Below are 16,774 nucleotides of genomic sequence, written 5' to 3' on the forward strand. Positions count from 1 at the left end.
CCCGGCCAAAAGCCGGGTTAGACTCCTTGGCCCTGCCAAACCGTGAAAGTAGATGCCCGCCAATGCTTGAACAGTACGTCAAAAAGATCCTCACCTCGCGCGTTTACGACGTTGCCGTAGAAACCCCGTTACAGACCGCCCGCCAGCTCTCCGAGCGGCTGGGCAACCAGGTCTGGCTCAAGCGTGAAGACTTGCAGCCGGTGTTCTCGTTCAAGATTCGCGGCGCGTACAACAAGCTGACCCAGCTGACGGCTGAGGAGCGCGCACGCGGCGTGGTCACGGCGTCTGCGGGCAACCATGCCCAGGGCCTGGCCCTGGCGGCCAAGGTGCTGGGTGTCAAGGCCACCATCGTGATGCCCAAGACCACTCCCGAGATCAAGGTCGAAGGTGTGCGCTCCCGTGGCGGCAAAGTGGTGCTGCATGGTGATTCCTTCCCGGAAGCCCTGGCCTACTCGCTGAAACTGGTCGACGAAAAAGGCTACGTCTACATTCACCCCTACGATGATCCGCACACCATTGCCGGGCAGGGCACCGTGGCGATGGAGATCCTGCGCCAGCATCCGGGGCCGCTGGACGCGATTTTCGTTCCGGTGGGCGGCGGCGGGCTGATTGCCGGGATTGCGGCGTACGTGAAGTACCTGCGCCCGGACATCAAGATCATCGGCGTCGAGCCGGACGACTCCAATTGCCTGCAAGCCGCCCTGGCGGCAGGCGAGCGCGTGGTGTTGCCGACTGTCGGTATCTTTGCCGATGGCGTGGCGGTGGCGCAGATCGGCCAGCACACGTTTGATATCTGCAAAGACTATGTCGACGAAGTGATCACCGTGAGCACCGATGAAATCTGTGCGGCGATCAAGGACATCTACGACGACACCCGTTCCATCACCGAGCCGGCAGGGGCATTGGGTGTGGCGGGTATCAAGAAGTACGTCGAGACCCGTGGCGTCACCGGGCAGACCCTGGTGGCCATCGACTCTGGCGCCAACGTCAACTTCGACCGCCTGCGCCATGTGGCCGAGCGCGCCGAGTTGGGTGAGGGCCGCGAAGCCATCATCGCCGTGACCATCCCCGAGAAACCTGGCAGCTTCAAGGCGTTCTGCGAGGCCGTGGGCAAGCGCCAGATCACCGAATTCAACTACCGCTTCCACTCCGGCAGCGAGGCGCACATCTTTGTCGGCGTGCAGACCCACCCGGAAAACGACCCGCGCAGCGCGCTGATCGCCAGTCTCACCAGCCAGGGTTTCCCGGTGCTGGACCTGACCGAGAACGAACTGGCCAAGCTGCACATCCGCCATATGGTCGGTGGCCATGCGGCCCACGTCAGCAATGAAGTGGTGTTTCGCTTCGAATTCCCGGAGCGTCCGGGGGCCTTGTTCAACTTTCTTAACAAATTGGGCGGGCGCTGGAACATCTCGATGTTCCACTATCGCAACCACGGCGCAGCCGATGGCCGTGTGGTCGCCGGCCTGCAAGTGCCGGCGGACGAGCGTCACCTGGTACCGGCGGCCCTGGAAGCCATTGGCTACCCGTACTGGGATGAAAGCGATAACCCGGCCTACAAACTGTTCCTCGGTTGAGCGACTACGCTGATGGGGGCGGCCTTTGAGAGATAAGAGACATGGAAACCCTGATCACCCTGAAAGTTATCCACATCGCGGCCACGGTATTGCTGCTGCTGAGCGGCCTGGGCCTGGCGATACTGGCTTGGCGCAAACGCAGCGCGGGCCCGGCGGTGACCGTGCAGCGCCCGTGGGCGTTCGTCTGGTTGTTGATGGGCGTGTGTGTGGTGAGCATGCCGTTTACCGGCTGGTGGCTGGTGCACCTGATCGGCTGGCCGCTGGGGCAGACCTGGATCCTGGGCTCCAGCCTCCTCTACACCGTGGCGGCGCTGGCCTGGTTCTGGCTGGTGGCGCGCCTCAATCGGCTGCGCAAGGGCGAGGGCGGTAGCCTGAACTTCACGCTGGTGCTGGCGGTGGTCAGCCTGGTGGGGTTCGTCGCAATTGCCGGGTTGATGGGTGCCAAGCCCGTCTAGATGAGCGCTTACCTGCTGCTGAAAACCCTGCATATCCTGTCGTCGACCGTCCTGTTCGGGTTGGGCGCGGGTTCGGCTTACTATGCGCTGCGCGCCTGGCGCACGGGCAATGTGGAAGTGATCGCCGCGACCTTCAAGCACCTGGTGTTCGCCGACTGGGCGTTTACCGCGACCACGGCGGTGTTGCAGCCGTTGAGCGGGATTGGCTTGATGCACCTGGCAGGGTGGTCGTTGCAGCAGAGTTGGTTGCAGTGGACGTTCGGCTTGTATGTGTTGGCGGGGATCTGCTGGCTGCCGGTGGTGTGGTTGCAGATTCGTGTGCGCAGGATGGCAGAGCAGGCGCTGCGGGACGGCACGGCGATGCCGATCAAGGCCGCGACCTATATGCGCTGGTGGTTTGGCCTGGGGTGGCCGGCGTTTTTGGCGTTTGTGGTGATTTTTTATCTGATGGTGGCCAAGCCGATGTAGGGCTTGACCACCACTGATCATCAGCTTCGCAATGTGATCACCGGCCAGCCACGCTTCTCGGCTTCAGCCCGTAGATTCGGATCCGGATCCACCGCCACCGGATGAGTCACCTGCTCCAGCAGCGGCAAGTCATTCATCGAGTCACTGTAGAAGTAGCTGTCTTCCAGGCCATACCCGGTCTCTTCCAGCCAACGGCTCAAGCGCGTCACCTTGCCCTCGCGAAAGCACGGCACATCAGTGCTGCGCCCGGTGTAGCGGCCGTTTTCCATCTCGCACTCGGTGGCGATCAAGGTTTCCACGCCCAGGCGTGCGGCAATTGGCGCGGTGACGAAACGGTTGGTGGCGGTGATGATCACCAGCTTGTCACCGGCGGCGCGGTGCTTGGCCAGCAGTTCCACGGCTTTTGGCAGCATCAGCGGTTCGATGCAGTCGCGCATGAAGTCGTTGTGCCACTCGTCTAACTGAGCCATCTCGGTACGGCCGAGGATTTCCAGGCTGAAGTTCAGGTAGGCGGCGTTGTCGAGCTTGCCGGCCAGGTAATCCTGGTAGAACTCGTCGTTGCGGGCCTTGTAGGCGATCGGGTCGAGAATCCCGCGTTCACAGAGGTAATCGCCCCAGGCGTGATCGCTGTCACCGCCGAGGAGGGTGTTGTCCAAGTCGAATAAAGCCAGGCGCATTGCAGTTACTCGCTGAAATGTCTGTAAAAAGGCGTCCAGAATACGGTCTTTTCACAAGAGTGCACATAAGGTAAGAAGCCTCGTTGCCGCTTCATCAACCTTTGTGGAACAATGCGGCGACATGCGTTTGCGAGGTTGTTGCCGTGATCGACCCCGATGGTTTCCGTCCTAATGTCGGGATTATTCTTACGAATGATGCCGGACAGGTGCTATGGGCTCGCCGAATCAACCAAGATGCCTGGCAGTTTCCTCAAGGCGGAATCAACCCCGACGAAACCCCTGAAGACGCCTTGTACCGTGAGTTGAATGAAGAAGTCGGCCTTGAGCGCGAAGATGTACAGATTCTGGCCTGTACCCGTGGCTGGTTGCGCTATCGTTTGCCGCAACGCCTGGTGCGTACCCACAGCCAACCGCTGTGCATCGGCCAGAAGCAGAAATGGTTTCTCCTGCGCCTGATCTCCAACGAGCAGCGGGTGCGGATGGATTTGACCGGTAAACCGGAGTTCGATGGTTGGCGCTGGGTCAGCTATTGGTATCCGTTGGGCCAGGTGGTGACATTCAAGCGCGAGGTTTATCGTCGCGCTCTCAAAGAGCTTGCCCCGCGCCTTTTAGCGCGCGACTGACGACGGAGTTCGACCCCGAGCCATGCTCAATACGCTGCGCAAGATCGTCCAGGAAGTTAACTCCGCCAAGGATCTCAAGGCGGCGTTGGGGATTATTGTGTTGCGCGTCAAGGAAGCCATGGGCAGCCAGGTCTGCTCGGTTTACCTGCTGGACCCCGAGACCAACCGTTTTGTGCTGATGGCCACCGAGGGCTTGAACAAGCGCTCGATCGGCAAGGTCAGCATGGCGCCCAATGAAGGTCTGGTGGGCCTGGTGGGGACGCGTGAAGAACCCCTGAACCTTGAAAACGCGGCCGATCACCCGCGTTATCGCTACTTTGCCGAAACCGGCGAAGAGCGTTACGCCTCGTTCCTCGGTGCACCGATCATTCACCACCGCCGTGTCGTCGGCGTGTTGGTCATTCAGCAAAAAGAACGCCGCCAGTTCGACGAAGGTGAAGAAGCCTTCCTCGTGACCATGAGCGCGCAACTCGCAGGCGTAATCGCCCACGCCGAAGCCACCGGCTCGATTCGCGGCCTGGGGCGTGAAGGCAAGGGCATCCAGGAAGCCAAGTTCGTCGGCGTGCCAGGTTCGCCGGGCGCGGCTGTCGGTACGGCGGTGGTCATGTTGCCGCCGGCAGACCTGGATGTGGTGCCGGACAAGACCGTCAGCGACATCGACGCTGAAATCAAACTGTTCAAGACCGCCCTCGAAGGCGTGCGCGCCGACATGCGCAACCTGTCGAACAAGCTGGCCACTCAGTTGCGCCCCGAAGAGCGCGCACTGTTCGACGTGTACCAGATGATGCTCGATGACGCGTCGCTGGGTAACGAAGTCAAGACCGTGATCAAGACCGGCCAGTGGGCCCAGGGTGCGCTGCGCCAAGTGGTCACCGATCACGTCAACCGTTTTGAAATGATGGACGACGACTACCTGCGTGAGCGGGCCTCGGATGTGCGCGACCTCGGTCGCCGCCTGCTGGCCAAGCTGCAGGAAGACCGCACCACCAACCTGGTCTACCCCGACAACACCATCCTGGTCAGTGAAGAGCTGACCGCCACCATGCTCGGCGAAGTGCCAGAGGGCAAGTTGGTGGGCCTGGTCTCGGTACTGGGTTCGGGTAACTCCCACGTCGCAATTCTGGCGCGTGCCATGGGCATCCCGACGGTGATGGGCCTGGTCGATCTGCCGTACGCCAAGGTCGACGGCATCGGCATGATCGTCGATGGCCATCGCGGTGAAGTGTTCACCAACCCCAGCGAAGTGTTGCGTAAGCAATACGCCGAAGTGGTTGAAGAAGAGAAACAACTGGCGCTGGGCCTCGATTCCTTGCGTGAGTTGCCATGCGTGACCACCGATGGTCACCGTGTGCCATTGCTGGTCAACACCGGCCTGCTGGCCGACGTGGCCCGGGCGCAACAGCGCGGCGCCGAAGGGGTGGGGCTGTACCGCACCGAAGTGCCGTTCATGATCAACCAGCGTTTTCCGAGCGAGAAGGAGCAGCTGGCGATTTATCGCGAGCAACTGCAGGCCTTCCACCCGTTGCCGGTGACCATGCGCAGCCTGGATATCGGCGGCGACAAGTCACTGTCGTATTTCCCGATCAAAGAGGACAACCCGTTCCTCGGCTGGCGCGGTATCCGTGTCACCCTCGACCACCCTGAAATTTTCCTCGTACAAACCCGCGCCATGCTCAAGGCCAGCGAAGGCCTGAACAACCTGCGCATCTTGCTGCCGATGATTTCCGGCACCCATGAGCTGGAAGAGGCGCTGCACCTGATTCACCGCGCCTGGGGCGAAGTACGCGACGAAGGCGCCGACGTACCGATGCCGCCGATTGGCGTGATGATCGAAATCCCTGCAGCGGTGTACCAAGCCAAGGAACTGGCGCGGCAGGTGGACTTCCTCTCGGTGGGTTCCAACGACCTGACCCAATACCTGCTGGCCGTGGACCGTAACAACCCACGGGTGGCCGACCTCTACGACTACCTGCACCCGGCGGTGCTGCAAGCCCTGCAACACGTAGTGCGCGACGCCCATGCCGAAGGCAAGCCGGTGAGCATCTGCGGTGAGATGGCCGGCGACCCGGCGGCGGCAGTGCTGTTGATGGCGATGGGTTTTGACAGCCTGTCGATGAACGCCACCAACTTGCCGAAAGTGAAGTGGATGTTGCGCCAGGTGGAGTTGAGCATGGCCAAGGACCTGCTGGCGGAGTTGATGACCATCGACAACCCGCAAGTTATCCACAGCTCGTTGCAGTTGGCGCTGAAGAATCTGGGGCTGACGCGGATGATCAACCCGGCGTCGGCGAAAACCTTGTAGCCGACAAAGATCAAAATGTGGGAGCGAGCAAGCCCGCTCCCACATTGGTTTTGTGGCGTACTAGATATTGAGCTCGACCTCACCCAAGCGCCCACCATGCGGCCCAAAACTGCGCTCCACCATCCGCCGTGTCCCGTCGGCATTCACAATCAATGCCGTGCTCGCCCTCGTCCCATAACTTGGACTGGCAATAAACACGCTCGATAACAAACTCTCCGTCGCTAACCCCACGCCGGTGTCCGGCAGGTCTGCAAACGGCGCCGTCTGCGGGTCGCTCAATATCTCCAGCAACGCCTCCGGCTGCGGATCATCCAGCACCGCACTCAACGCCGCCTTGGCCTTGAGCAGCTTGGGCCACGGCGTATCCAGCCCGGCGTTGGACAACCCATACACCCCAGCCTCCAATCGCGTCGGCTCAGTGTGGTTGGCGTTGTAATGCCACAGCTCATCGCGCGTGCCCACCAGCAGGTTAAACCCGGCATATTCAATCGAACGGCCGTTAACGTCGGCCAAATACTGTTCAATCGGCAGCGAACCGTTGAGAAAACGCGCCACCAACTCGCCACGGGATTTGCGCGCCGGTGGTTGATGCGGGTCACGGATATTGGTCAGGGCGGCAAAGCGGCCATCGGCATTCACTCCCAACCAGGTGCCGCCTGCCTCCTGATCGCGGCCGGCGTAGACCTCGGGCGCATCCAGCCACTGGGCCAGCGGCAGGCTGGGGCGGGCGTAGAACTCATCGCGGTTGGCCGCGACGATCAGCGGCTGGGCGTGGCCCGGCCGCCAGGCGAAAACAATCAGGCACATCAGGCGATCCCTTTTGTGTTTTTAGCCACTCTACCCACTCAAGCCGAGGCGTTCCATCGTATCCAGTTGGGTCGCATGCCTTCCATCCGTTAACATGCCGGACTTGGTTCGGGGGCTCCCATGGAATTTCTGCTGTATTTGCTGCTCGGCGCCTGTGCGGGTGTACTCGCCGGGCTGTTTGGCGTGGGCGGCGGGATCATCATCGTGCCGGTGCTGGTGTTCAGCTTCACCTTGCAGGGCTTCGATCCGCAGGTGCTGACCCACCTGGCTGTGGGCACTTCGCTGGCGACCATCATCTTTACCTCGGTGAATGCCGTGCGTGAGCACCACCGGCGGGGCGCGGTGCGTTGGCCGATCTTTGTGTGGATGACCGTGGGCATCCTGATCGGCGCAGGCTTTGGCGCACTGACCGCCGAGGCGATTTCCGGGCCGCACCTGCAAAAGATCATCGGCGTATTCGCCTTGCTGGTGGCCGTGCAACTGGCACTGGACGTCAAGCCCAAGGCCAGCCGAACGGTGCCGGGCAAGGTTGGCCTGACCGTCGCCGGTACGTTTATCGGCTGGGCCTCAGCGATTTTCGGGATTGGCGGCGGTTCGCTGACGGTGCCGTTTTTGACTTGGCGCAGTGTGCCGATGCAACAGGCAGTGGCCACTTCATCGGCCTGCGGCCTGCCGATTGCGCTGGCCAGTGCATTAAGTTTCATGATTCTGGGCTGGCATGACCCGCTGTTGCCCGCTCATAGTCTAGGGTTCGTGTATTTGCCGGCGCTGCTGGGCATTGCCCTGACCAGCATGGTGTTTGCCCGCTTCGGCGCACGCTTGGCGCACAAGCTGTCGCCGCGTTTGCTGAAACAGCTATTCGCCGGACTGCTGTTCTGTGTCGGCTTAAACTTTTTGTTGTAATGCAGGCTTAATCGCGGCCCGGCATGGTCCGGGCGCTATAACGAATGATTAACGAGGAGTCGCAATGCTGCCTTACCCGCAGATCGACCCGGTGGCCCTGGCCATCGGTCCGCTGAAAATCCACTGGTACGGGTTGATGTACCTGATCGGCATCGGCGGTGCCTGGTTCCTGGCTTCCCGCCGCCTGAACCGGTTCGACCCGACCTGGACCAAGGAGAAGCTCTCCGACCTGATTTTCTGGCTGTCGATGGGGGTGATTGTCGGCGGGCGCCTGGGGTATGTGCTGTTCTATGACCTCTCCGCGTACATCGCCAACCCGACGCTGATCTTCGAGGTGTGGAAGGGCGGCATGGCGTTTCACGGCGGCTTTATCGGCGTGATGATCGCCGCGTGGTGGTTCGGTCGCCGCAACGGCAAGTCGTTCTTCCAGTTGATGGACTTCGTTGCGCCAATGGTGCCCATTGGCCTGGGCGCCGGACGCATCGGCAACTTTATCAACGCCGAACTGTGGGGCAAGCCGACCGACGTGCCGTGGGCCATGGTGTTCCCGCCGTTCAGCGACCCGGCGCAACTGCCGCGCCATCCGTCGCAGCTTTACCAGTTCGCGTTGGAAGGCGTGGCGCTGTTCCTTATCCTGTACATCTTTTCGCGCAAACCGCGCCCGACCATGGCGGTGTCGGGCATGTTCGCGTTGTTCTACGGGATCTTCCGCTTCATCGTCGAGTTCGTGCGCGTGCCGGATGCGCAACTGGGCTACTTGGCGTTCGGTTGGGTGACCATGGGTCAGATCCTCAGCCTGCCGATGATCCTCGGTGGCCTGGGCTTGCTGTGGTGGGCGTACAATCGCCCGCAACCTTTGAAGAACACCGCGCTTTAAATTCGAATGCCGAGGCGGTTGCGCAGCCTCGGCTTCAACGATACGGGTAAAAAAATGAAGCAATATCTCGAGCTACTGAACGACGTCGTGACCAATGGATTGACCAAGGGCGATCGCACCGGCACCGGCACCAAGGCCGTGTTTGCCCGTCAGTATCGGCATAACTTGGCCGACGGCTTTCCGCTGCTGACCACCAAGAAGCTTCACTTCAAAAGCATCGCCAACGAGCTGATCTGGATGTTGAGTGGCAACACTAACATCAAGTGGCTGAATGAAAACGGCGTAAAGATCTGGGACGAATGGGCCACCGAAGACGGTGACCTGGGCCCGGTGTACGGCGAACAGTGGACCGCCTGGCCGACCAAGGACGGTGGCACGATCAACCAGATCGACTACATGGTCCACACGCTGAAGACCAACCCCAACAGCCGGCGCATCCTGTTCCACGGCTGGAACGTCGAGTACCTGCCCGACGAGACCCAGAGCCCGCAGGAAAACGCACGCAACGGCAAGCAAGCCCTGCCGCCGTGCCACCTGCTGTACCAGGCGTTTGTGCACGACGGTCACCTGTCGATGCAGTTGTATATCCGCAGCTCCGACGTGTTCCTATTATACCCCCTCGAAGAACCTGCACAGTACGCAATGGCTGCGTAGTAAGGCTTTACTTCCAAGCTCATTTATTGTGCCCCGGTACGAAATGCACATTGTGTATAGTACGGGCCGCTTTGAGGAGAACGGAAGCAGTGAAGGTCATCGCAGTTAGGGGCACCCCCCTAGATTTCAGAGAGTCCCCAACCAGGCGGGACGACCCATCTGAAGAATCCCCAATTCAGGAAGCCGTGAACGTCATAGGGACAGCCGTCTTTGATGATGATGAGCGCCTAATGCCTTTGATTTCGGGCTACCTATCCCACGCGCTCCGGGAAGCCGATATATCCCAGCAGACGGCCATCACCTATGGTCGCAACCTCGGGTACACCTGCGAGTACCTGATGAACCGCCGTGAGTTCCGTGATTGCGAGCGTGACTCAGCGTTCTTGGAAATCCGTACCCACGTGATCGAGGAGTACTTCGCTCACCTACGCGAGGCAGAAGGTCTTTCCAAGACGACGGTGCGCAACCGGGATTCGTCTTTGATGGCGTTTTTCAACGATTCTCTATGCCGGGGAGTGGACGACGTACCCGCGCCTCGTACCGCGCCTAACCCTTACACTGCCGGGTACCTATCTCCCCGTCCTAACAAGAACTTGGTGGTAGCCTGTTCCCTGAATAATCTCAGAGAACTCATCCTGGCCACGCAGAGTGAGCGTGAGCGTTGCTTGCTCCAGTTCATGTACGACGCAGGCGTGCGCCGCTCAGAAGTCCCGCGAGTGACCCTCAAAGCCATCGATGATGCCCTTCAATTCCAGGACACGTTGTTCATCTCGCCTGGTGTCTCAGAACCGGTGAACGCGGACTACTGCCCGCTGCATATTGATGGAAGCAAAGGCCCTGCGGACTCCTTCAAACCCCGTCAGACGTTGGTCAGCCGCGCCACGCTGCTGCGCATCAAGAAGTACCATGCTTCGCCGCTGTACAAAATGACTAAGCGTCAATTCAAGGGGGCTGAGAACACCCCTGCTTTCCTGAATGCGGAGGGGGGTGAGTACACCCCTCGCTCGATCTCCAAGCTCTTGGAGCGCACATCCGAGCGAGCGCTGAACCTGCTGAAAATCGACAGGATGATCTCTCCCCACAAGTTGAGGCACGGGAACGCCTATGCCCTGTTGAGGACGCCAGACATTGGTAGTGATTACCTTGACCGGCTAGTGACCGTGCAAAAGACGCTGGGTCACTCGCGCCTCAGCACGTCGGAAACCTATACCCAGATCCCATACGACCTCTACCAGAAGCTCGTACGCCCCGGAACTGAAACCAAGACGAAAGCAGGCGAGATGGCCGAGCTTTCCCAACAGACGCGCCTGAAAATTGATGCGGGAGATATGAAATGAGTCGGCTGACTAGCGCTCAGGTAGATGCTGTCATTGAATCGTTTGTGGCCCGCGTCACTGATGATCGTGAATCGTTGCTTAGGGTATGCCTCAGTAGGGGGGAGGACTTGGCCGTAGCCCCTAACTACGTCATTGAACAGACCAACCTCAGCCCAATGGCGATCTCTAAGCGCACTTCATACTTTGAGCCGATCTTCGATGCGATGCGCTCCGAAGGCATCATTGTCCCAGGTCACTCGTCGAACGCTTGCGATTGGCGCCGTAGGTTGCTTGCTTGGTATGAAGGCATGCCTATGGAGGAGAAGTTGGCCATCCCGGTGTTTGGCAATAGCATCAAGGATCGAGGCTTCTTGAGCGAGATTCCTGAGTTATCAGGCTTCAATGGCGCGAGGACGAGATATGAACTCGTGAGGATGACATTCGAGGAGATCGTCGATGACCTCCGAAAGCTCGGCGTACTTGATTCCAGCTACCAAACTGTTGAGCAACGGGTTGCCTCGAAAACAGAGAGCAAACCCACTAAATCTTTGCGAGACGTCTTCAGCGCTTTGCGCTCAGTCCACATCCATCGCCTGTCTGACCTCGCAAGCCCGGAAGCGGAGCATCCCTTCCAGCACTTGCTGCACCTATTCAGCGCTTCATCAATGAAGAGCAGTAGTACGTCTGGTCAAAACAACTTCATCGAGGCTTTTAAATACTTCCGAGCCTATCTCATGGAGGCCAACTACACAGGCCAGGAGGATATCCGGGAGCTGGTAACGCCGTACTCCCTTCCTAAGCTCAGGGGATATCTCCAGGACAAGATCCTTGAGCGTTCACTGTCGACCAGCCACAGCAGTACCCTTATGAGCTCTGCTCGGAAAATGATGGCACGCGCTATCCAGATTGAGGGCCTGGGGCTGACCAGTTTCGTCGGTGCTGCAGGGTTTGATACTGAACGTGAGACTGACCAGTACAAGCCTTATCCCCAGGCTGTGCGAAACCGAATCTCGAAAGTCATTGAGCAAGAGATTGAGGAAACCAATCGCTTGGCCCAGCCTTACGTTCCAAGCCAGGTAGGGGAAAATCCGCTGAACCCTGACGGAAAAGTACGCCGAGGCTTTAACACTCTCGATAATGCGCGGTGGATTTTTGAGAACAAACTCGACTGCAAGCCCCTGAGCTTCGAATCCGTAGATAAAAACGACCCCTATCAACGGGCGTTTATGTCGATTATTTCGACTTCGTCAATTTCTATCTTCGAGGTTTATAAAAGCTGGGGCGTGCAGTATCAGATCGATGGTCGAGTCATTGCGCCATACATCGCTCGGCTTGCCCAGGTCACCGGCATGAACGCTGACTCTTTGCTTGGACTGGAGCTGGATGATTTCATTGAACGCCATGACTTAACCGATCGGCCTTGCTTGCTGTATTGGAAAGAGCGTTCTGAAGGCGCGAAGATGCTTCATCTCGATATTTTCCATGCGGAAATTTCTTGGCTGACGACGTCTCAAGGCCGTGTGGTCAAGAAAATCTTTGACGATGTGAAGCATCTGACCCGTGAGATCCGCTTGAATGCGCCTGTCGAGGCTCAGAACAAGCTCTTCATCTACCGTTCAAGCTCTCCCAGGAAATACGGTGTTGTAGATTCCTTTGAGAACTCTGGTGGCAACCAGCTCAATAAGACCCTGGATAAGTTCTCTCAGGATCACGGGCTGCTTGACGAAGATGGCAATCCTCTCAAACTATCACCGTCACGTTTCCGACCAAGTTTCGTGAGCGAGCTGATCGAGCGCGGCGTCTCTCCGCGTGAGATTCAGGTGCTCCTGGGACATAAGAGCCTCAGCACCACCATGGCCTATCTGGATCAGATGGATTTCAACCCCATGGCGCGCCGGATGCTGAACAAGGTTCTCCATGAAATGCAGCAAGACACGCTGGAGGAGGCCCCGAAGCTCATCCCGACCACGACTATCGAGTCCGCGCCTGAAGCTATGCCGCTGCGTTCTGGCCTGGCGACCTGCATGAACGTCTTTGATCCACCAGCATTCATCAAGGCTTTGGCAAGCTACGACCCCAGCAAGCCCTGCACGCTGTTTAACAAGTGCCTTTCATGCAGCAACAGCATCATCACGGTATCGCACCTGCCGGAGCTCTTCGCCATGCGGCGCGACTACCAAAGAATGATTGAGGTCAACCGGGTGCTCGATACGCCTTACGGAGCCGTCATCCTGGACAACCTTGATGTGCTGAACAACCTTCTAGATCCTGAGACATCGGACTTTTCCGTAGAAGAGTTGACCAAGGCTGAGCGCCTCTCTGAAAACCTGCAGGTCAGTATTTTGACCGAGGGGGTAACGCTGTGAACCATGCTCTGATCCCTGAACTCGCTGCGTACAAACAGTGGCGTACAGCTGCTCACACCCTGCTGCTTGAGTTGCGCAGAAACATCGCCGATCCGACTCCTGTGTCGCTGGAAGCACTCTCTTGGTACCAGGCGCTTATGGCGTTGCCTGTCAGTAAGACGTCCGTCTTGGGCGACGCCGTATGGGACTTCAATGACGATCATCCGAACGCAGCCAGGAACGTCCAAGGAGCCAAGCTACGGCTCAATTTTGAATCGTATCCATTGCTCAATCAGTCGGCGGTCTTGGAGGTCAAGGTGGCCCTGTATTGCTGGCTGAAGATGCCGGCGGCAACCCGATCGTTTGCCTCGCCAAGGAACATCAAGGCCAACACCGCCATTTCATGCATGAAGGCTGGATTGAGCTTCCTGGATACGATGTCGGGGCAGGCGCGTCAGCTGATGACGGATGAGTTCTTCGAGGTTGCACACCATGGTCTGACGTACTTTGACACGGGTATGTACCGGGAGGCAGCGCTCATTCATCCCTACGCCTTTGGCCCTGATCTCAAGAAGTTCTTTACCTTGGTCAGGTCGCCATTTTTCGAGGAGCAGATTTTCGAAGAGCCACTGCCGTACGTTCAGCTGGAGTCGCTGGCCTGGGCCAAGGTACTCAAGCACGTCCCTGATTCCGAGCGCACATACCGTATTCTGCCGAACGATGTGTTCGAGAAGGCTTCCCGCGAGGCGTCGTTCGCAGTCGTCGATTTCCTAAGCACTCTAGGGGAGCCTGTAGATGATCTGGTTGCCCTGACCCGCCAAAATGCCAGTGGCTATTCGTTGGCAAGGGCCCAGGAGCTGTCGCGGTATAACTTCGATCTCTACGTGGCTCTGCGGCTCCGCAGGAAAGGCTACGAGTCCGACGCGATGGCTGAAGCATTGGATGAGGTTCGACCTGAGTACCTGTCGCAAATCGGTCAGCATGATTTCAAGGCACCTGAAACCCTGGTCAAGCTCACCAGTGCGAGATTGGACGATGAGTTTCGTCGGTACATCAATTTCGTCTCGTACAGTGCCTGCTATCTTGTGGCGCAGTACACCGGCATGCGGCCTTCAGAGCTTTCAGAGATCCTGGTTGAGTCGTGCATGGAGGAGGAGAGCGATTACTGGTTGCTGATCAGCAACGTGATCAAACATCGCCAAGGCTTGGCCAAGCTGTTCGACGACAAATGGATCGCGATTCCGATCGTGCGTGACGCGATTCGTGCTGCTTGCTTCATCGCTAAGGTGAAGCAAAACCCTTACCTGTTCTCCAGTGTGGACACCGTCGATCAGGAGGCTGAACCGAACTCGATGTCCTCCGTCGGCATCACTCGCCAGTTCAGCACGTTTTTTGAGGAGATTCTGACGGACGAGGAGTTCGAGAGCCTGGAGTTCTCACCTTACACGTTGCGGCACACCCTGGCCTATCAGATGGCCAGGGCAGAGCTTGGTCTTCCGTTTATCTCTCACCAGCTGAAGCATTTCGGTGACCTCATCGGTAGTGCTGGCCAGAACAAGGCGTTCAGTGCGGTGACGCTTGGGTACGGAGCAATCGCTGAGATCTTGTCCAAGGGTGGGCGTTCTTCTAGTAAGGCGCCGACACAAATGGCGGAGGAGGAGTACATCCTGAGCTACTGCGATCCTGACGGTAACTACGCCGGCCCCAATGCAGAGAGCCACAAGGCGCGGATGAAGAAGGTGTTCAGCGGGTACATGGCGGCTGGCTACACCAAAGAGCAAATCATCGCCCAGATGGCCAAGAAGCGCATGGCGATCATCAATGTGGGACAAGGCTTCTGCTATGGCGGTCAGCGCGAGCTATTTGACGAGTCTCTTCCCTGCATCGGATCGCTGCGTTGCAATCCGAATCGGTGCAAAAACGCCGTTGTCACAAAGGCTCATGCCCCTAAATGGCGGGAGATCTATGTGCAGAACAGCTTGGCCTTGAGCTCTCCGAACTCAGCAGGCGCGGAGGAGGAATTGCGAGCGGCGATGGAGGAAGCCAAGGGTGTGTTGGAACATCTGGGTGAGGAGGTTGAGGTATGACAGTCCAGGCCTTTGATGCCAAGAATAAGCTCGACTACGACCGGAACACTGAGCTGCTGGCTCAGGGGCTTATGCAGATTGCCTCTGATCCGAAACTGAAGCCGACGATGGCGGAGCTGAGCCGCATCACAGGCATTCATCGCAACACTATCCGGCAACGTGACTTCCCGGCGCAGCGGCTTGAGGCGATCAAGGACAACCGTCGCATTGCAGTGCTTGCTCAGAGGGTCAAGGCTGAGAAGAAGCAGGATCCTAAGACGATTCTGATGCAACGCCTTGAAAAGAGTCGATTGGAAGTGCTTTATTGGTTCAATAGGTATCAGGAATCTGAGAACTCTTGTGCCACGTTCAAGAAGAGATTGGACACTGTCCGCGAGTCTAGGGACTATTTCAATCAGGTCGCAGATGAGCTGCGCCGGAAGATCAAAGAGCAAGATGCCGAAATTCTGAAATTACGTGACGCGCTGGATTTGGTCAGCGCGAACCTTGAGGAACCGAAATGAAGATGTACCACGATTTGCTGGCCGACGTGCTAGAGAATGGCGTCGAGAAAGGCGATCGCACCGGCACCGGCACGCTGAGTGTCTTTGGTCGCCAATTCCGCCACAACCTGGAGGATGGCTTCCCGCTCCTCACCACCAAGAAGCTGCATTTCAAGAGCATCATCAACGAGATGATCTGGTTCCTGAATGGTGACACGAATACCAAATGGCTGAAGGAGCATGGTGTCAGCATCTGGGATGAGTGGGCAACTGAAGACGGTGACCTCGGCCCGATCTACGGCAAGCAGTGGACGGCCTGGCCTACCCAGGACGGCAAGACCATCAATCAGATTGACTACGTCATCAACACGCTCAAGACGAACCCGAACAGCCGTCGCATCCTCTTCCACGGATGGAACGTCGAGTACCTTCCCGATGAGTCTGTGAGCCCTCAGGAGAATGCCCGGAACGGGAAGATGGCTTTGCCACCGTGCCATCTGCTCTATCAATTCTATGTGGCAAATAATAAGTTGTCCGCGCACTTATATATTCGGTCTAGTGACCTATTGCTTGGCAATCCCTACAATTTGGCTGGAGTTAGTTTTCTAACTCATATGCTCGCACAGCAGTGCGATTTGGGAGTTGGCGAAGTTGTAGTTACCATGGGTGATGCGCATATTTACTTGAACCATATTGAGCAAGTTAAGCTGCAACTGACTCGTGATCCGCGCCCTCTTCCAAAATTGGTGTTCAAGCGTAAGCCAGAGAGCATCTACGACTACAAATTTGAAGACTTTGAGGTTGTGGGCTATGACCCACATCCTCATATCCCCGCTCCTGTATCGATCTAACTGAGTCGATGCCTGGCTAGCCAATCTTGGTTGGCCAGGATGCGGGTGTCGAATGGCAAGTCTAGGCCTAGCCTCATCGTTTTAGACGTCTCTCCTGCAAGCGTCTGCCCAACACATCTTGCACCAGCCCGCTTGGTGTAGACGGACGCTCGAAACACCCTGTCGAGACTATCGCGCTATTCGGTTTCGATGGCAGCTTGCTCCCCCTATGCTCTTGACTCGTCTAGGAGCAGCAACCAGAGCGAGCCCCAGCAGCGGGTTCGAACAGTGACTCAACAATCGTACAGTCTGGAGTGTTCGAGCCTAGGGATGGTCTGAAGTAGGCCGCTATTTTTCGACTGCTGAGCCAT

General features: G+C 58.0%; 15 protein-coding genes. 13 read left to right on the forward strand and 2 right to left on the reverse strand.

Annotated features, from left to right (window positions below; translation table 11 throughout):
- The first annotated feature begins 62 nt into the window (after positions 1 to 62).
- From ilvA to H096_RS07985, 3 genes are read left to right on the forward strand one after another with little or no spacing between them, the layout of a single operon-like run.
- Positions 63 to 1,577, forward strand: a complete 1,515-nt coding sequence (gene ilvA, locus H096_RS07975) for a threonine ammonia-lyase, biosynthetic (protein ID WP_033897581.1) — start codon at positions 63 to 65, stop codon at positions 1,575 to 1,577.
- 41 nt (positions 1,578 to 1,618) lie between these two features.
- Entirely contained in the window at positions 1,619 to 2,032 is a 414-nt protein-coding gene (locus tag H096_RS07980; RefSeq protein WP_016979021.1) for a DUF2269 family protein, read from the forward strand.
- Complete coding sequence (locus tag H096_RS07985; RefSeq protein WP_033897582.1) at positions 2,033 to 2,500, forward strand: DUF2269 domain-containing protein; 468 nt, start codon at positions 2,033 to 2,035, stop codon at positions 2,498 to 2,500.
- 20 nt (positions 2,501 to 2,520) lie between these two features.
- Here the strand turns inward: H096_RS07985 and H096_RS07990 are convergent, their stop codons facing one another.
- Positions 2,521 to 3,177, reverse strand: coding sequence for an HAD family hydrolase (locus H096_RS07990; protein ID WP_033897583.1), 657 nt, complete (start codon positions 3,175 to 3,177; stop codon positions 2,521 to 2,523).
- A gap of 143 nt (positions 3,178 to 3,320) precedes the next feature.
- On the opposite strand from H096_RS07990, the gene H096_RS07995 reads away from it, so the two are divergent.
- Both H096_RS07995 and ptsP read left to right on the forward strand, forming a co-directional pair.
- On the forward strand, positions 3,321 to 3,800 hold the full coding sequence (locus H096_RS07995; protein WP_003176750.1) for an RNA pyrophosphohydrolase: 480 nt from the start codon (positions 3,321 to 3,323) through the stop codon (positions 3,798 to 3,800).
- A 22-nt stretch (positions 3,801 to 3,822) separates the two neighbouring features.
- Entirely contained in the window at positions 3,823 to 6,102 is a 2,280-nt protein-coding gene (gene ptsP / locus H096_RS08000) for a phosphoenolpyruvate--protein phosphotransferase (protein WP_010207299.1), read from the forward strand.
- 60 nt (positions 6,103 to 6,162) lie between these two features.
- Here ptsP and H096_RS08005 read toward each other — a convergent pair whose 3' ends face one another.
- On the reverse strand, positions 6,163 to 6,909 hold the full coding sequence (locus H096_RS08005; protein ID WP_033897584.1) for an NRDE family protein: 747 nt from the start codon (positions 6,907 to 6,909) through the stop codon (positions 6,163 to 6,165).
- Between the two features lie 120 nt (positions 6,910 to 7,029).
- Here H096_RS08005 and H096_RS08010 point away from each other — a divergent pair, with 120 nt between their 5' ends.
- From H096_RS08010 to H096_RS08045, 8 genes are all read left to right on the forward strand, one after another.
- On the forward strand, positions 7,030 to 7,812 hold the full coding sequence (locus tag H096_RS08010) for a sulfite exporter TauE/SafE family protein (RefSeq protein WP_033897585.1): 783 nt from the start codon (positions 7,030 to 7,032) through the stop codon (positions 7,810 to 7,812).
- 64 nt (positions 7,813 to 7,876) lie between these two features.
- Positions 7,877 to 8,689, forward strand: a complete 813-nt coding sequence (lgt, locus tag H096_RS08015; RefSeq protein WP_010207296.1) for a prolipoprotein diacylglyceryl transferase — start codon at positions 7,877 to 7,879, stop codon at positions 8,687 to 8,689.
- Between the two features lie 54 nt (positions 8,690 to 8,743).
- The gene (thyA, locus tag H096_RS08020; protein WP_082461465.1) at positions 8,744 to 9,343 is read left to right on the forward strand and encodes a thymidylate synthase; all 600 of its coding nucleotides are present in this window, start codon (positions 8,744 to 8,746) and stop codon (positions 9,341 to 9,343) included.
- Positions 9,344 to 9,432: 89 nt separating this feature from the next.
- Entirely contained in the window at positions 9,433 to 10,680 is a 1,248-nt protein-coding gene (locus tag H096_RS08025; RefSeq protein ID WP_033897586.1) for a tyrosine-type recombinase/integrase, read from the forward strand.
- The gene (locus H096_RS08030) at positions 10,677 to 13,025 is read left to right on the forward strand and encodes a site-specific integrase (protein WP_033897587.1); all 2,349 of its coding nucleotides are present in this window, start codon (positions 10,677 to 10,679) and stop codon (positions 13,023 to 13,025) included. The genes H096_RS08025 and H096_RS08030 overlap by 4 nt, the downstream gene beginning before the upstream one ends.
- Positions 13,022 to 15,091, forward strand: coding sequence for a tyrosine-type recombinase/integrase (locus H096_RS08035; protein ID WP_033897588.1), 2,070 nt, complete (start codon positions 13,022 to 13,024; stop codon positions 15,089 to 15,091). The genes H096_RS08030 and H096_RS08035 overlap by 4 nt, the downstream gene beginning before the upstream one ends.
- On the forward strand, positions 15,088 to 15,594 hold the full coding sequence (locus tag H096_RS08040; RefSeq protein WP_033897589.1) for a hypothetical protein: 507 nt from the start codon (positions 15,088 to 15,090) through the stop codon (positions 15,592 to 15,594). The genes H096_RS08035 and H096_RS08040 overlap by 4 nt, the downstream gene beginning before the upstream one ends.
- Positions 15,591 to 16,424, forward strand: a complete 834-nt coding sequence (locus H096_RS08045; RefSeq protein WP_033897590.1) for a thymidylate synthase — start codon at positions 15,591 to 15,593, stop codon at positions 16,422 to 16,424. Before H096_RS08040 ends, H096_RS08045 begins: the two co-directional genes overlap by 4 nt.
- The last annotated feature ends 350 nt before the right edge of the window (positions 16,425 to 16,774 follow it).

The organism is Pseudomonas sp. FH1 (assembly GCF_000510895.2).
Classification (GTDB): domain Bacteria; phylum Pseudomonadota; class Gammaproteobacteria; order Pseudomonadales; family Pseudomonadaceae; genus Aquipseudomonas; species Aquipseudomonas azotoformans_A.

What these genes read in the sequence shown, in the direction of transcription:
- H096_RS08045 (WP_033897590.1), top strand. Translation starts at nt 15,591, where the DNA reads ATGAAGATGTACCACGATTTGCTGGCCGACGTGCTAGAGAATGGCGTC.
- H096_RS08005 (WP_033897584.1), bottom strand. Translation starts at nt 6,909, where the DNA reads ATGTGCCTGATTGTTTTCGCCTGGCGGCCGGGCCACGCCCAGCCGCTG.
- H096_RS07980 (WP_016979021.1), top strand. Translation starts at nt 1,619, where the DNA reads ATGGAAACCCTGATCACCCTGAAAGTTATCCACATCGCGGCCACGGTA.
- H096_RS08030 (WP_033897587.1), top strand. Translation starts at nt 10,677, where the DNA reads ATGAGTCGGCTGACTAGCGCTCAGGTAGATGCTGTCATTGAATCGTTT.
- H096_RS08010 (WP_033897585.1), top strand. Translation starts at nt 7,030, where the DNA reads ATGGAATTTCTGCTGTATTTGCTGCTCGGCGCCTGTGCGGGTGTACTC.
- ilvA (WP_033897581.1), top strand. Translation starts at nt 63, where the DNA reads ATGCTTGAACAGTACGTCAAAAAGATCCTCACCTCGCGCGTTTACGAC.
- thyA (WP_082461465.1), top strand. Translation starts at nt 8,744, where the DNA reads ATGAAGCAATATCTCGAGCTACTGAACGACGTCGTGACCAATGGATTG.
- ptsP (WP_010207299.1), top strand. Translation starts at nt 3,823, where the DNA reads ATGCTCAATACGCTGCGCAAGATCGTCCAGGAAGTTAACTCCGCCAAG.
- H096_RS08040 (WP_033897589.1), top strand. Translation starts at nt 15,088, where the DNA reads ATGACAGTCCAGGCCTTTGATGCCAAGAATAAGCTCGACTACGACCGG.
- H096_RS07985 (WP_033897582.1), top strand. Translation starts at nt 2,033, where the DNA reads ATGAGCGCTTACCTGCTGCTGAAAACCCTGCATATCCTGTCGTCGACC.
- lgt (WP_010207296.1), top strand. Translation starts at nt 7,877, where the DNA reads ATGCTGCCTTACCCGCAGATCGACCCGGTGGCCCTGGCCATCGGTCCG.
- H096_RS07990 (WP_033897583.1), bottom strand. Translation starts at nt 3,177, where the DNA reads ATGCGCCTGGCTTTATTCGACTTGGACAACACCCTCCTCGGCGGTGAC.